Here is a 13,644-nt window from a genome sequence, read left to right as displayed (position 1 = left end):
ACGCCCACCTCACAGAACTGCGCAGACCCCCGCAGCGCAACCAGCCTCGCCGGCCCGGCCCCGTACTGGACCAGCTACACCTACAACAACGCCGGCCAGCGCCTCACCGAAACACAACACAAGAGCACCGGCGACACGAAGAGCACCTACTGCTACACCAAGCCCACCCAGCCCCACACCCTGACCGGCACCACCACCAAGACCGACTGCACCGCCCCCGAGCGCGCCTACGCCTACGACACGACCGGCAACACCACGACACGGCCCGGCACCTCCGGCGGCCAGAGTCTCACGTGGTCTCCGGAAGGCAAGCTGTCCAAGCTCACCGAGGCCGGTACCTCCACCAACTACATCTACGGCGCCGAGGGCTCACTCCTGATTCGCGCAAAGGACAACGGCGAGCGCATCCTCTACGCCGGCGCCACTGAACTCCACCTGCGTGCCAACGGCACCACCTGGGCCCAGCGCTACTACTCCGCGGGCGGCATCACGGCAGCCTTCCGCTCCAACGAGTCAGGGGCCAACAAGCTCACCTACCTGACGGGCGACCACCACGGCACATCAAGTTTGGCCCTGACCCCGGACACCGCACAGACCTTCACCAAGCGCTACACCACCCCCTTCGGCGAGGACCGAGGCAAGCCCCAGTACGGCCCCTGGCCTGACGACAAGGGCTTCCTCGGCAAAACACGGGACACCAACACCGGCCTGACCCACATCGGCGCCCGCGAATACGACCCCACTATCGGCCAGTTCCTCAGCGTCGACCCGATCCTGGACACCGCCAACCCGCAGAGTCTCAACGGCTACAGCTACGCCGCCAACAACCCGGTCACCGACTCCGACCCCGACGGCCGCATGATCTTCCCCGGACAGAATTCACCGGGCCTCGACAGCGGCGGCGGAAAGGGCTCCCAAGCCATCTCCAGCGGGCGTTTCGATGGCGATGGATGCAATGGCTGCGCCAGCGGGAACAGTGGGAGCTACGGCAATGGAACCGCACTCGGAGGCAACTCCGGAGGGACTCACGACGCAATAACCCCTGCCGAGCAGTATCGATGCGGTTTCCTCGGATGCGAGCCGGTCGACAATCCCGTGCAATTCTGTCAACACAACGAGATATTTTGCAAAATTGTCAGTTATGGTCCGACCCTGGAAAAGGTATCGAAGCAAGCCTGGGAGATTGAGAAAGACCTCCTTGGCATAGGTGGCTTCGAGGATTGTATGCACGGCGACATTAACGCCTGCATGGAAATCTCGAAGGATGCCCTCATCCAATCGAAGCTCAAAGTCCTTGGAAGAGTGCTTGACGCAGTCACGGGCACACCCGCGACCGGTAAGCTGCTGAAGTTCAACTGTAAATGCTTCCTGGCTGGAACAGACGTCCTCATGGCCGACCGGACGACGAAGAACATTGAGGACGTCAAACCCGGCGACAAGGTGCTGGCCACTGACCCGAAGACTGGCAAAACCGCAGCCAAAAAGGTGACGCGCCTCATCGTCACCGACGGCGACAAGTACTTCAATAAGCTCTCCATCGCCACCGAGGGCGGCATCCAGCAACTCACGGCGACACATGAACACCCCTTCTGGTCGCCGTCCGCACACGACTGGGTTGCGGCTGGGGCGCTCACTCCCGGCATGAGCCTGCTCACCGACGACGGCACAACCGTCACAGTGACAGCCAACCACCCCTTCACGAAGCACGCGCGCACCTACAACCTCACCGTCGACGACCTTCACACGTACTATGTGCTGGCGGGACAGACTCCGGTTCTGGTTCATAATTCGAGCCTTTGTGGAACTGCGGCGCTGGAGGACGGGGACTGGAAGCACATTCTGGACCGCCACCGGCCCGGCGGCGCGTTGGTTGATGAAGAGGCCGGGCTCTTCATTGGCAAGGAGAAGAAGGTTCGTCAGCGGATCATTGACACCATCAACCGAGGGACACCCAAGCCGAATACGCCAGACCCCGTCACTGGGGCCCCGAGACCCGGTCAGATTTACGAATGGGACTTCGGTGACACCATCGGCAAGGCTGGCCCGGCAAATGGGGGCGGAAACTTGACACGTGTCCGCGTGATCGTGAATGACGGAAAAGTCGTGACCGCCTTCCCGTTCTAGGTGGGAAAGTTCCTGCAAGGAGAAATCGTGATTAGTCTTTCCTTCTCCCTTCCGGAGCCGGACTCGCCATGGCACGGAACATGGGAGGGAGCCAAGCAGGGAGATCCTGCGGGTATCACCGAGATGGACCTTCGCTACAAGCACTTCGGCGTTAATGTCGAAATGGTTGCAGACGGCGTGGAGATCATCTCGAAGAGAAGGTTCGTGACCCTCGTGGATCTGGCTCTGTCGCTCTCTCACGCGCAGAGACGAATCTTGGCAGGCGAGGATGCGGCGTTCGGCTTCACGGAAAGCGAGGAGGTCATTTATCTGCGAGTCGATGGCGATCTCGCTTCCGTGAGTTCGTCGAAGCGACCTTGGCGGGTGACTGTCGAGCGCGAAGAGCTCGCAGGCGCTTTCTCTGAATTCCTCCGAGAGGCGTATTCGCGCCTAACTTCAGAGATTCCTGGATTGGCTGCGAATTCAGTAATTCAGCAACTCTCCCCTGGGTAGCGCGGGTTGTTTAGGGAGAAGTAGAGGGTGAGATGCGGAGGCCCCGCCGGACGGTTCCGGCGGGGCCTCCGCGCTGCTTGACGGCAACGATGACGGCAACGTCAGCGGACGACGGCTGCGGCGGGTGGGTCGTCAGGGCCGTCGTCCTGGGCGCTGAGCGCCTTGTCGAGGGTCTCGATAGCTTGGCGCTGGAGGCGGAGTCGGACGTGGGCGTAGACGCCGGCGGTGACGCCGATGTGGGCATGGCCCAGAAGTGCCTTGATCACCACGAGGTCGACCCCCTGTTCCAGGAGGAGGGTGGCGGTCGAGTGGCGGAGGTCGTGGAAGCGGATGCGCCGGAGCCCGGCCCGGTCGAGGAAGCTGCGGAAGCGGCGGGTGAGGTTGGCCGGGTCAAGAGGCCGTCCGGTCGACGTGGTGAAGACGAGGCCGCTGTCGCTCCAGTCCGGTCCTGCTGTCTCTCGCTCCTTGTCCTGCCGTCCGCTGTGCTCCTTGAGGGAGTGGACGCATTCGGTGGGGAGGGCTATGCGGCGTTCGGATGCCCGGGTCTTGGTGGGGAGATGTGTGAGACCGCCGGTGCGGGTGCGCTGGAGCGAACGGCGGATGCTGGCGGTACCGCTGTTGAGGTCGAGGTCTTCCCAGTGGAGGCCAAGGAGTTCGCCCTTGCGGAGGCCGGTGCGCAGGGCGAGTTCGTACAGCGCGTGGAGCCGATCGGCGCGGGCCGCGTCGAGGAACTGACGGGCCTCTGCCGCGGTGAGGGGCCGGAAGCGCCTGGGCTGGTGCGTGGTGGTCTTGACGTTGCGGGCGACGTTCCGGGGCAGCTCGTCCTCGCGGACGGCGTGTTCGAGGGCGGACTTGAGCACCGAGTGCACGTAGGTCACGGTCGAGGGGGACAGCCACTTCTGGCAGCACTCGCTGCTGGCACAGCACTGCCTCCGTTCGATGTCCAGGCCCTGGGCGCAGCACTGGCAGGTGGTGCGGAGCCGGTCGAGGAAGGTGCGCACGTCCTTGGCGGTGAGTCGGGCGATCTTCTTGGTGCCGAGGCCGGGGGTGAGGTGGAGGCGGACGCAGGCTGCGTAGCGGGTGTGGGTGTTCTCGCGGAGCCGGTGGATGGCGACGCTGCCGAGCCAGTAGGTGAGGTAGTCGCCGACGGTGCTGTCGGCGGTGGCGACGGGGAGGCCGCGGTTGCTGTCGGCGATCTTCTCGGCGAGTTTGTCGGCGGCTTCCCTCTGCGTGCTGCCGTAGACGCGGACGCGTTTGCGGGTGCCGTTGGCGGCGAGGACGTAGCCGGCGGCTTCCCAGCGGCCGTCCTTGCGCTGGTAGATGGTGCCTTCGCCGTTGGCGCGGGCCTTCTTGCGCTTGGGGGCGGTCATCGGGCGGCCTCTTCCAGGTGGCGCTGGACGTAGTCAGCGAGGGCGTGGGCGGGGATGCGGCGGGCGCGGCCGATGGTCAGGGAGGCCAGGCGGCGGGTGCGCAGGAGGTCGTTGAGGGCGGAGCGGCCGATCTTGAGGCGGGCCATGGCCTCGGGGACGGTGAGGAGTTCGTCGTCACGCACCGGCTGTCACCGCCTGTTCGCGTGTCGGGCCGCTGCCGATGAGGGCGGCGAGGCGTTCGAGGTCGGGGGTGAGGCCGGTGCCGTCGTAGGCCCAGTGGGCGATGACGAGGGTGGTCGGTGAGGGCGGAGGGGTGTGGCGGCGGTGCCAGGCTGCTCGGGCGGCCCGGAGGGTGCCGAGGGTGGTGGAGTAGGCGCGGGTCTTGGTGGAGAAGTGGCCGCGGAAGCCGAGCATGTGGGCCCACTTGCGCAGGTTCAGGTGCTTGAGGTCGTCGCGGTTGCCGAGGGCCCAGGCGGTGCGGATCATGCGGGCGGCGTGCTCGGGTACGGACTCGAACCAGAGGTCGGTGATCCTCTTCAGCCGGTGGTCGAGGGTGCCGGTCGCGGCTTCGGTGCCCTTGGTGGCGTACTGGCCTCGTCAGCATCTTCCAAGGGCTGCCGCAGCGGCTGATCAGGGCCATCGGCAATATCGGCGGCACCATCGCGTCCAGCATCCGCAACAGCCTGCCGTCCGCCATCCGCAACGTGATTCCGGGCCTGGCCGACGGCGGCATCGTCACCAGCCCCACCCTCGCCGTGATCGGCGAGGGCGACGGGCCCGAGGTCGTCATCCCCCTGACCAAGCCGAAGCGGGCCAAGCAACTCGCCGAGGCCTCCGGCCTGCTCGACCTCCTCGGCGCCACCGGCAGCGGCGGCAAGAGCACGGGCGGCGGGACGGTCCAGAACAACTACATCACGATCAACGAAGTCGGGGACGCGCGGATGACGGCGCACCGCGTCGCCGCCCGCCTCGCCTTGGCGGGAGGCCTGCTGTAGATGCTCACTGACTACCTGACATTGGGCGGAGTGGAGGTCGCCAACCATGCCCGCCTCGCCGTCTACCTGGAGACGGTCGGCTCCTCCCTCACCTCCGCCACGGTGTGCCGGTGCGAGACGTTCACCGCGGCAACCGTGGGGGACCTCCCGTACACCACACCGGCCGAGGACGGCGCACCCTGGTACGACCCGGACGTTCCCGAAAGCGCGGATTTCGCCGGGCTCCTGGTCCTGGACGTGGCCGGCCTGGACACCCACCCCGTGCGGCGGTCCGTGACGAATGCGGTGACCGGCGGCGGCTCCTTCGGCCCGGCCCGGGCGATGCCGCGCACCCTGACCGTGACCGCGGTCCTCCTGGGCGCAACGTGCTGCGCGGTGGAGTACGGCCTCCACTGGCTCGCGGAAGTCCTGACCGGGTGCACCAGCGGCGAGTGCGAAGGGGACTGCCTGACCCTCTTCAACTGCTGCCCGAGCGAGGAGGAGGACCCGGCAACCTTCCAGGAGCGGCACCGGCGGACCCTTCGCCGCGTGGCCTTGGTCGACGGGCCCGAGGTGACGGCCCGGCGCGGCGATGGATGCGCCGGCGGGACGTGCTCGACGGGCGCGGACATCGTCACTGTGGAGTTCATCCTCTCCGCGGCCACGCCGTGGTTCTACACGGACACCATGCCCGTGCTTGAGGTGGGGCCGCCCGTGGACGACTCCACGGCGTGCGTCACCTGGTGCCTCCACGGCAGCGAGGCCGGCTGTGAGGGCACGTGCCGCCTGGCCGCTTGCCCGGACCCCATGGCGGCGTGCGCGGATCCGACGTGCCGCCCGTCCCTACCGCCGAGCCCGACGCTCGCCGAGACGTGCTACTGCCTGCCCTTGGCGGTGGAGCGGGAGTGCTGGGAGGTGGACCTCAGCGACCGGCCCGCCTGGTCCGCCGACGTACCGGTGATCACCATTCGGGCCGGGGAAGGGGAGGACTTGCGGAACCTCACCCTGACGCTCTACCAACGCTCCGCTGGCGACGACGCGCTGAGCTGCGACGAGATGGCGGACATCAACCGGTGCAACCCGCACTCGGTGTATCACGTGCGGTACCTGCCTGCCGGCGGCGCCCTGAGTCTCGACGGGCAGATCGGCCGGGCCGTGGTGGAGTGCGGCGGCGTCTGCGAGTCCAGCCCCGATGTGTACGGGCGCGACGGGCTCCCGCCGACCTGGCGGCCCCTGGATTGCGCCACCTACTGCCTCGCGATTGAGACGGACGTGGCCAACCCGCCGCCGGAGGGGACCTTGATCACTGTGGGCGTCTCCGGGCGGGGGTACTGACGTGTCAGCCGCGGGATGTGGCTCGCATACGGCGCGGATCACGACGAGGAGCGGTGCCACGATCGCGGAGGCGGACGTCCTCACCGAGTGCGAGTGGTCCAGAGAGTTGGATGACTTCTCCACGGCCCGGGTGGTCGTCAAGCCGTCCGGGGACTGCTGCAACCACCTGGAGAACGTCCGTGCGTGGGCGCACGAGCTCCATGTCTTCCGAGATGACCGGCCGGTGTGGTGGGGGCCGATCATTCAGCCGCAGTGGACCGTGGACGGCGTGGAGATTGCTGCCGCCGATCCGTTGGCGTGGCTGGACAGGCGGGTCGTTCACCAGTCGATGACGTTCACGGATACGGACCTGGTGGACATTGCGTCGTGGCTCATCGAGGACGGCTACGCCCCGGACGACCCCGGCCACACCGTGTACGTCGTGGGCCGCACAGGGGTGACGGGTGGCCGCGCCTACACGAAGGACGTGGGCCAGACGTTGGATCACCTCCGGGACCTGGCGGAGACCGGCCTCGATTTCACTGCTGTGGGATCCACGATCATCCTTCTGCCCGAGGATCACCGGGAGAGTGTCGGTGTCCTCCACGACAACGACTTCCCGGAGGGCCTGACGGTCTCGGAGGACGGCTCCAACCTCATTACGCGGTGGGTCGTGGCCGGGGATGAGGAATCAGGGGTGATCGGTTCGGACGGCGGCCCGGATGAGTATTACGGGCTGCTGGAGCGGTACGTGGAGCAGACGTCTATCAAGACGGCGGCCTCCGCGGAGCAGGCGGCCCGGGCGAAGCGGCGCGCCTCGCTGCCGGCGCCGGTGTTCATTGACACGCAGCAAGTGACACTCTCTCCGGACGCCGCGGTGGACGTCCCGTCCCTGGTGCCGGGCTGGTGCATGGACATCATGTCCACCGCCACGTGTAAGACGGTGGCGCAGCGGCTCAAGATCGTGGGCGTCAAGGTGACGGAGACCGGCGGGACGGACGCCTCCCCGGGCTCGGAGAGCGTGCAGGTGCAGTTGGGCGTGACCGGAGCGGAGGTGGCGTAGCGGTGGCGATGCGTGGAGGGCCCGGACGGCTGATCACGGGGAACCCGCTCGGCGGGATGCTCCGGGACCTCAACCGGCAGACGAGACGCACCACCAGGAGGACGGGCACGGTCCGGCCCCCGGCCGACGTGGAGGGCGGCCAGGAGCCCTCACGGCCGCCCGGCGTGCCCCAACCGGCCCGGCCGTCCGGGCCGGTCGCTGCGGTCGCTGTGACGGGCGAGGACGGCCGCGCGCAATGGGCGTTCCCCGTTCCGTTCGGCCGGCCGCCGGTCCTCTCCGTGGTGCCGGTGGACCCGGAGCCGGAGGACGATGAGCGGACGGTGACCGCCGTGGTCGAGGAAGTCGCCTCCTGGTATGCGGTGGTGAGGGTGTGGCGGACCAGGCCGCGCCGTGGAGCGGGGGTCGTCGAGCCGGCCGGGCCCGGTGTCCGCGTCCACATCACGGCACTTGAGGAGGTCGACCCCGCCGCCGTCTGACGGGCGGCCGGTTACCCTGCCGATTGCGCTGCTGGTTGTGGGCCGAGCCGACCTCCACTCTTGCAAGGGGTGAGCTGTGGCCTCAGTTTGTGTATGCGAAGACTCGTTCACGGTCAGTGAGACAGGGGAGCTCTGCCTGAAGCCCGGGGTCCAGGGGCTGCGGGACATCCTGTACTTCCGGACGCCGGGAACGTACCAGTTCCGGAAGACGGATTACCCGTGGCTGGCCCGGATCAAGGTGAGGGTTCAGGCCGGGGGCGGCGGAGCCGCGGGCGCCCGTACGGCGGCCGGTCAGCTCGTGGCGCAGCCGGGCGCAGCGGGCGGCGGGTACTCGGAAAGCCTGCTGGACGTCTCGGCTCTGGGGGCCGTGGAGACCGTTGTGGTGGGTGCTGGAGGCACAGCGGGCGGCACGACCAGTGACGGAGGCCCTGGCGGGAACAGCTCCTTCGGGGGCCTCGTGAGTGCCAACGGAGGCGCCGGCGGCCAGGCCGTCATGGGAGCCGGCGGCACGGTGGTGTGCTACTCCGGGACGGCCGGACCGCTGGCGGGGACCGGGCAACTGGTGATGGGCGGAGGGGCGGGCGGCGGCTGTTTCCGGCTCGGGAACTTCGAAGGCCAGTCAGGCGAGGGCGGCGACTCCATGATGGGCACGGGGGGCATGCAGCGGTCCTCCACCGGGGGCGGTGGCGGCTCGCGCGGCTTCGGCGGCGGCGCCGGCGGCGGGTTCGCCCGAGACGGGGAGACCACGACCGGCACCGAGGGCGGCTCGGGCACGGTGATCGTGGAGCTCTACGGCTGACCCCGGGCCGGAACGGCCCGGCATAGACTCGAGGTGCGCCGCTGGTTGTGGGCCGGGCCGAGGATGATCCGTGAGGACGGTGGGCTCCCTTGGCGCGATGTGGATGCGGCGGCGGTCAGTGCAACTGCGCGGTGTCCGCCGGTGACGGCGTCACGATCACCGGCTCCGGGTCGGCCGCGAACCCGTACGTGATCAGTACAACGGTGGGGTGTGAGGCGGTGCGGTCGTGCCTCTCGGCCGGGCCCGGCGCCACCTTCGACCAGGCAACCGGCGTCATCAGCGCCCGCGTGTCCGGCCAGGCCGGGAACAACCTGTTGCAGCAGCCGGACGGGCTGTTCGTCCCGACGGGCGCGGCCACCATTTCCGCCGGGTGCGGCCTGACTGGTAACGGCTCCGGAAGCGCCCCCCTTGAGGTGTCCACCGGGACCTGGCCCTACCCGTGTTCCCCGGAGAGCGCGGGCGGCGTGATCGTCTGCGGCTCGGACGGTGTCCTTCGCGGAGAACCGCGAGGCCGCGCCACCTTCACCAGCTACTACGACGAGCGGGACTACCCCGACGTCGCGGTCCCTTCGGCTACTTCCACGGTGGTTGACACGTTCTCCGCCACCGTCACCAACGATGACCCGTGCCGTCCCGCGCTGGTCGTCGTGGAGTGCGAGGCCGACGTGCGTTTCGTCCTTCCGGCAGGAGCCACCGCGGGGGCCGGCTACGACAACGACGAGATGTGGTTCCTCAAGAACACGGGCAGCTCGTCCATGGTCGGTGTCCACTCGCAGATGACCAAAGTCCTCGGCACGCCCGGTCCCCTGGCGCCCGGAGCCTCTATGCCGATCAGCATTGCCGTATCCCTCGGCCGCGGCACCGCCGGCGCCTACTACTACTACATTCAGGCCGTCATGCGGGCCTTGATGATCAGCCTGTGAGGACCCATGATCAACGACCTGCCTTGGCCCTGGCCCGGCGATGGCCCCGCCCCGGAGCCGGTGAAGCACTGGGTGATCTACGACGACGGCGTGACGGGGCAGCTCACGGTGACTGGTGACGGGCCACCGGTCCTTTCCCGGCCCGGGCGACTGGTGACACAGGAGGAGTACGAGGCGCACCGGGCGCAGATGCAGGCAGCCCACGATGAGCGGATCGCCGAACTTCAGGCGGCGGAGACGGCCGAAGCCCTCCGCCAGTTCCAAGACCTGCGCGCGGCCGGCATCCCGGAGGCGACCGCCCGGCAACTATCCAGCTACACCGGTCCGGCAGCCCCTACGGGAACGCAGACGCGAAGCTAGACTCGAGGTCACGCCGCTGGTTGTGGGCCGGGCAAGGGAAATCTTCCACGCGGGAGTGAGTTCCTTGTCCAATTGCGGATGCAGCCGGCGGTGCACCTGCGCCGTGGCTGCCGGGCCTGGCGTCACCGTCGACGGCAACGGCTCCATCTCCAACCCGTACATCATCAGCAGCGATGCGGCGACCACGCCCACGCCCGTCACGGCGGGCGACACCGCGACCGTGGACACCACCGTCGCGGGTACCGGTACGGTCGGCGACCCGTACGTGGTGAGCGCCGCGGTGATCCTGGACGCCGCTCCGCCGGGCGGGGGTTCGAACCTGGTGCACGAGGGTGCGGACGGCCTGTATGTGGAGTGTGCGGACGTCCGTGGCTGTCTGACGGCCGGTGACGGGATCGCGTACGACCCGGCTACCGGGGAGATTGAGGCGCGACCGAGCGCGGATGCGGGGAATGCCGTCACGTTCGGATCGGACGGTGGCCTGTACTCGGCCGGTGGAGGAGGCAGCGCGCCGACAGTTGTCGAGGCCGCCGACACCCCGAGCGTGGACACCACCGTCGCGGGTACCGGTACAGCCGGCGACCCGTACGTGGTCAGCGCCGCCGTGGTCCTCGACCCGGCCCCGCCCGGCGGCGGCTCGAACCTGGTGCACGAGGGCGCGGACGGCCTGTATGTGGAGTGCGCGGACGTCCGCGGCTGCCTGACGGCCGGTGACGGGATCGCGTACGACCCGGCCACCGGGGAGATCGAAGCGCGGCCCTCGACGGACGCGGGCAACGCTCTGGCCATCGGCACGGACGGCGGTCTCTACGCCCCGGCTGGTGGCGGGACGCCGACGGCGCTCCAGGCCGCCGACACGAGCACCGTAGACACCACGGTTTCCGGGACCGGGGCGGCTGGTGACCCGTACGTCGTCGAGGCGGACGTCATTGTGGCACCGGAGCCGAACGGCCTGGAGGCGACCGCGAACGGCCTCCTGGTAGCGCCGTCGGCGGACGCCGGGAACCAGCTCACCATGGGCGCGGACGGGCGCCTCTTCGTCCCGCCGGATGCGCCGCTGGAGACCGAGTGCGGTCTCACGGGTGACGGTACGGCCGCGGCCCCGCTGGCCGCGTCCGTGGTCGCCTGGCCCTACACCGATTGCGACGTGGACAGCTACGCCGGCGGCGTCTACTGCGACAGCACGGGGGCCCTGCGGAGCGAGCCGCGCGCGACGGCCACCTCCGTGGAGCAGCCCATCGAGATGACCTATCCGGACCTGCCCGTGCCTACCGGCTCGACGACCGTGGTGGAGAACCGCCCGTTCTCGGTCACCAACCCGGACCCGTGCCGGCCGGCGTTCGTGCTCTATGAGGCAGAGCTGGACGTCGATTTCACGCTGCCGCCGAACAGCGCGGCTGCGTACGCCATCGCCGGTGACGACATGTGGCGTGTGGAGAACAAGAGCACGCAGCAGGTCAACGACATCCACGTGCAGACGACGAAGGTGTACGCGCGTGTGATTCCGCCGGGGGCGACGGTGGCGGAGCCGTTTCCGATCGCTCTGGGCCGTAACTACAACAACAACGCCACCTACAGCAGGATTCAAACCTTCCACCGCGCGTTCATCTTCAACCTGTGAGGCCCCGATGACCACGACTGTGTATTTCCAGCTCGCGAACGGAGCCGTGGGCCGGCTGGAGACGGAACGCGAGGACCCGGACCTCCCCGAGGGCGCCGAGCTGATCACGCAAGAGGAGTACGAGGCTGCGAAGGCCGCCTTGGAGGAGGCTCACGCGGAGCACGTCGCGAGCATGGAGCAGGAGCTCCAGGAGCAGGCAGGCACGGACTATGCGGCTCTGGTGGGGCTCGGGCTGCCGGAGGAGACCGCCCGGCGCCTGTCCGGCTACACGCCGCCCGAGGACGGCGAGCAGCAGTGACCTCCACGCCGATGACGCCCGCGCAGTGGCGGGCCGCGCTCAAGGCGGAGGGCGTGCGGTTCACGGAGCTGGAGGGGTGGGAGACGCGCGGCCGGGACGCGGCTACGGGCAAGCCGTTCGGGCCTGTGCACGGCTCGTTGAACCACCACACGGCGGGAACCTCGAGTCTCAACGCGGTCGCGTACGCGGGGCAGGGAGTGGCGTTGCCGGCGCCGCTCGCGCACGCCTACCTGCCCAAGACGGGCGTCCTGGTGCTGGTGTCCTGCCACCGGGCGAACCATGCCGGTCTCGCGGCGAGGAACAGCTATGACGCCATCGTGGCCGAGCGCCCGATCCCGAAGCCGAGCAAGGCCTCCGGGACGGTCGACGGCAATGACTGCCTGTACGGGATCGAGACCGAGAACCTGGGCAACGGCCGCGACACGTACACCCGCGAGCAGTACGACACGTGGGTCCGGTACAACGCCGCGATCTGCCGTCACCACGGGTGGACCGAGGGCAGCGTCGCCGGGCACTTGGAGACCTCGGTCGAAGGCAAGCCGGACCCGGCCGGGCCGGTCGAGGGCTACGGCGCGCGTGGCCCGTTCAAGTTCACCATGGCGCAGCTGCGCGCCGACGTCCGCGAGCGCCTGGCGTACCCGGCGTCCTGGAGCCCGGACGAGGAGCCAGATTCCGAGATGCCCGAATACGTCAACCTGGGAAGCGTCGGGTACCGGCTCGCGCCTGGCCTATGGGACGACGTCGAGTTCACGACCGAGTGGACCGACGAGCCCGGCGGGCACGGCGACCGCAGCCCGGCGTTCGTCGCCGGCGCGGCCACGTTCACCGGCAGCCTCTCCCTCCGGTTCGAGGGCCTGCCCGTCGGTGACGTCGTCCAGGTCCGCATGGTCGAGGCCGAGGGCGGCAAGGTCGTCAAGTCCCACCCGATCCACGAGGTGGCAGGTACGCCGGGCGGCTCGTACGGCATGGTCCCGCTGACGAAGCGGATCGGCGCGGGCCGGTCTATGCGGGTGCAGTTGCTCAATCAGAGCACGTCCGAGATCCAGGTCGCGAGCGCCGTTTGCACCGTGCTCGTGTGGAAGGGGTGACCCGTGGCCGGACAGCACGCGGTAGAGAGCAAGGTGAGGTGGGCGACGGCCGCGGCCTACGTGGCGTCATCGGGGATGCTCGGCGTCCTCGCAGCGGTGCAGGACGACGCGCGGATCCTGGAGCCTCTGCCCGACTCGATCAGCCCGCTCGTCCTGGCTCTGCTGCCGGGGCTGATCACGTTCTTCGCCGGGTGGAAGGCGAAGCACACGCCGCGCCCCGAGGACGGGTGAGCGGATGGATGTGACCACCGGTGTCCCGGCCCTCGACGCGGCCCTCGTCTGGGGAGGGGCGCTCTCGATCGTCACCGGGGTCGGCGCGGCCGTGTGGCGGATCGTGCGCGGCGTCTCGCATCTGACCGGCCGGGCCGGGCAGTTCCTCGATGACTGGTACGGCGAGCCGGAGCGGCCGGGCGTACCGGAGCGGCCCGGCGTCATGGCGCGCCTCGGCGCCCTCGAGGAAGGCCTTGAGCACCTGCGGCACGAGGTGCGGCCGAACAGCGGGACGAGCCTGCGCGATGCGGTCGACCTGGCCAACCGAAGGTTGGCGCGGCTGTGCCCGGACCCGGATCCCGGCGACGCACCGCCCGAGGGTCAGCCGGCCCCGCCGCCGGACGACCTGCCCGGCTCCTGACCGAACGGCCGCCCTAGCTCCGGGGGCGGTCGTTCGCGCTTTGTGGCATCCTGTGCGGCCGCACAAAACGGGAGGTGCCTGCTTAATGACGACGCTTCGCCTGGCGCAGGA

General features: G+C 69.0%; 16 protein-coding genes and 1 pseudogene. 14 read left to right on the top strand and 3 right to left on the bottom strand.

Annotation, left to right across the window (positions count from 1 at the left end):
• Both ACWDUZ_RS34130 and ACWDUZ_RS34125 read left to right on the top strand, forming a co-directional pair.
• On the top strand, positions 1-2,124 hold a 2,124-nt coding region (locus ACWDUZ_RS34130), incomplete at its 5' end, for a polymorphic toxin-type HINT domain-containing protein (RefSeq protein WP_451635696.1).
• 27 nt (positions 2,125-2,151) lie between these two features.
• Positions 2,152-2,616, top strand: a complete 465-nt coding sequence (locus ACWDUZ_RS34125; protein WP_451635695.1) for a hypothetical protein — start codon at positions 2,152-2,154, stop codon at positions 2,614-2,616.
• Positions 2,617-2,717: 101 nt separating this feature from the next.
• Here the strand turns inward: ACWDUZ_RS34125 and ACWDUZ_RS34120 are convergent, their stop codons facing one another.
• The 3 genes and pseudogenes from ACWDUZ_RS34120 to ACWDUZ_RS34110 all read right to left on the bottom strand — a co-directional run.
• Positions 2,718-3,986 carry a tyrosine-type recombinase/integrase gene (locus ACWDUZ_RS34120; RefSeq protein ID WP_451635694.1) on the bottom strand — a complete coding sequence of 423 codons (1,269 nt, stop codon included), beginning with the start codon at positions 3,984-3,986 and terminating at the stop codon, positions 2,718-2,720.
• A complete protein-coding gene (locus ACWDUZ_RS34115; RefSeq protein ID WP_451635693.1) occupies positions 3,983-4,168 on the bottom strand; it encodes a helix-turn-helix domain-containing protein in 186 nt (61 codons plus the stop codon). The genes ACWDUZ_RS34120 and ACWDUZ_RS34115 overlap by 4 nt, the downstream gene beginning before the upstream one ends.
• Positions 4,161-4,562 (bottom strand): annotated as a pseudogene (locus tag ACWDUZ_RS34110) (replication initiator); the annotation flags it as partial. The pseudogene ACWDUZ_RS34110 and the gene ACWDUZ_RS34115, both read right to left, overlap by 8 nt.
• A 128-nt stretch (positions 4,563-4,690) precedes the next feature.
• On the opposite strand from ACWDUZ_RS34110, the gene ACWDUZ_RS34105 reads away from it, so the two are divergent.
• The 12 genes from ACWDUZ_RS34105 to ACWDUZ_RS34050 all read left to right on the top strand — a co-directional run bounded on the left by ACWDUZ_RS34105 (position 4,691) and on the right by ACWDUZ_RS34050 (position 13,533).
• Complete coding sequence (locus ACWDUZ_RS34105) at positions 4,691-4,981, top strand: hypothetical protein (protein WP_451635692.1); 291 nt, start codon at positions 4,691-4,693, stop codon at positions 4,979-4,981.
• Complete coding sequence (locus tag ACWDUZ_RS34100; RefSeq protein WP_451635691.1) at positions 4,982-6,295, top strand: hypothetical protein; 1,314 nt, start codon at positions 4,982-4,984, stop codon at positions 6,293-6,295.
• 1 nt (position 6,296) lies between these two features.
• Complete coding sequence (locus ACWDUZ_RS34095) at positions 6,297-7,337, top strand: hypothetical protein (RefSeq protein WP_451635690.1); 1,041 nt, start codon at positions 6,297-6,299, stop codon at positions 7,335-7,337.
• 2 nt (positions 7,338-7,339) lie between these two features.
• Positions 7,340-7,813, top strand: a complete 474-nt coding sequence (locus tag ACWDUZ_RS34090; protein WP_451635689.1) for a hypothetical protein — start codon at positions 7,340-7,342, stop codon at positions 7,811-7,813.
• Between the two features lie 76 nt (positions 7,814-7,889).
• Entirely contained in the window at positions 7,890-8,612 is a 723-nt protein-coding gene (locus ACWDUZ_RS34085; RefSeq protein ID WP_451635688.1) for a glycine-rich domain-containing protein, read from the top strand.
• A gap of 218 nt (positions 8,613-8,830) precedes the next feature.
• Positions 8,831-9,535 carry a hypothetical protein gene (locus tag ACWDUZ_RS34080; protein ID WP_451635687.1) on the top strand — a complete coding sequence of 235 codons (705 nt, stop codon included), beginning with the start codon at positions 8,831-8,833 and terminating at the stop codon, positions 9,533-9,535.
• Between the two features lie 6 nt (positions 9,536-9,541).
• Positions 9,542-9,895, top strand: coding sequence for a hypothetical protein (locus ACWDUZ_RS34075; protein WP_451635686.1), 354 nt, complete (start codon positions 9,542-9,544; stop codon positions 9,893-9,895).
• Between the two features lie 103 nt (positions 9,896-9,998).
• Positions 9,999-11,516: a hypothetical protein gene (locus ACWDUZ_RS34070; RefSeq protein WP_451635685.1), complete on the top strand. Its 1,518-nt coding sequence runs from the start codon at positions 9,999-10,001 to the stop codon at positions 11,514-11,516.
• 7 nt (positions 11,517-11,523) lie between these two features.
• Entirely contained in the window at positions 11,524-11,814 is a 291-nt protein-coding gene (locus ACWDUZ_RS34065) for a hypothetical protein (protein ID WP_451635684.1), read from the top strand.
• Positions 11,811-12,902: an N-acetylmuramoyl-L-alanine amidase gene (locus tag ACWDUZ_RS34060; RefSeq protein WP_451635683.1), complete on the top strand. Its 1,092-nt coding sequence runs from the start codon at positions 11,811-11,813 to the stop codon at positions 12,900-12,902. Before ACWDUZ_RS34065 ends, ACWDUZ_RS34060 begins: the two co-directional genes overlap by 4 nt.
• A 3-nt stretch (positions 12,903-12,905) precedes the next feature.
• Positions 12,906-13,133 carry a holin gene (locus tag ACWDUZ_RS34055; protein WP_451635682.1) on the top strand — a complete coding sequence of 76 codons (228 nt, stop codon included), beginning with the start codon at positions 12,906-12,908 and terminating at the stop codon, positions 13,131-13,133.
• A 4-nt stretch (positions 13,134-13,137) separates the two neighbouring features.
• Positions 13,138-13,533: a hypothetical protein gene (locus ACWDUZ_RS34050; protein WP_451635681.1), complete on the top strand. Its 396-nt coding sequence runs from the start codon at positions 13,138-13,140 to the stop codon at positions 13,531-13,533.
• Positions 13,534-13,644: the final 111 nt, after the last annotated feature.

This window comes from Streptomyces sp. NPDC003393 (assembly GCF_053589015.1).
The sequence above is the reverse complement of the archived record's forward strand: the minus strand, read 5'-3'. Positions and strand labels throughout refer to the sequence as shown.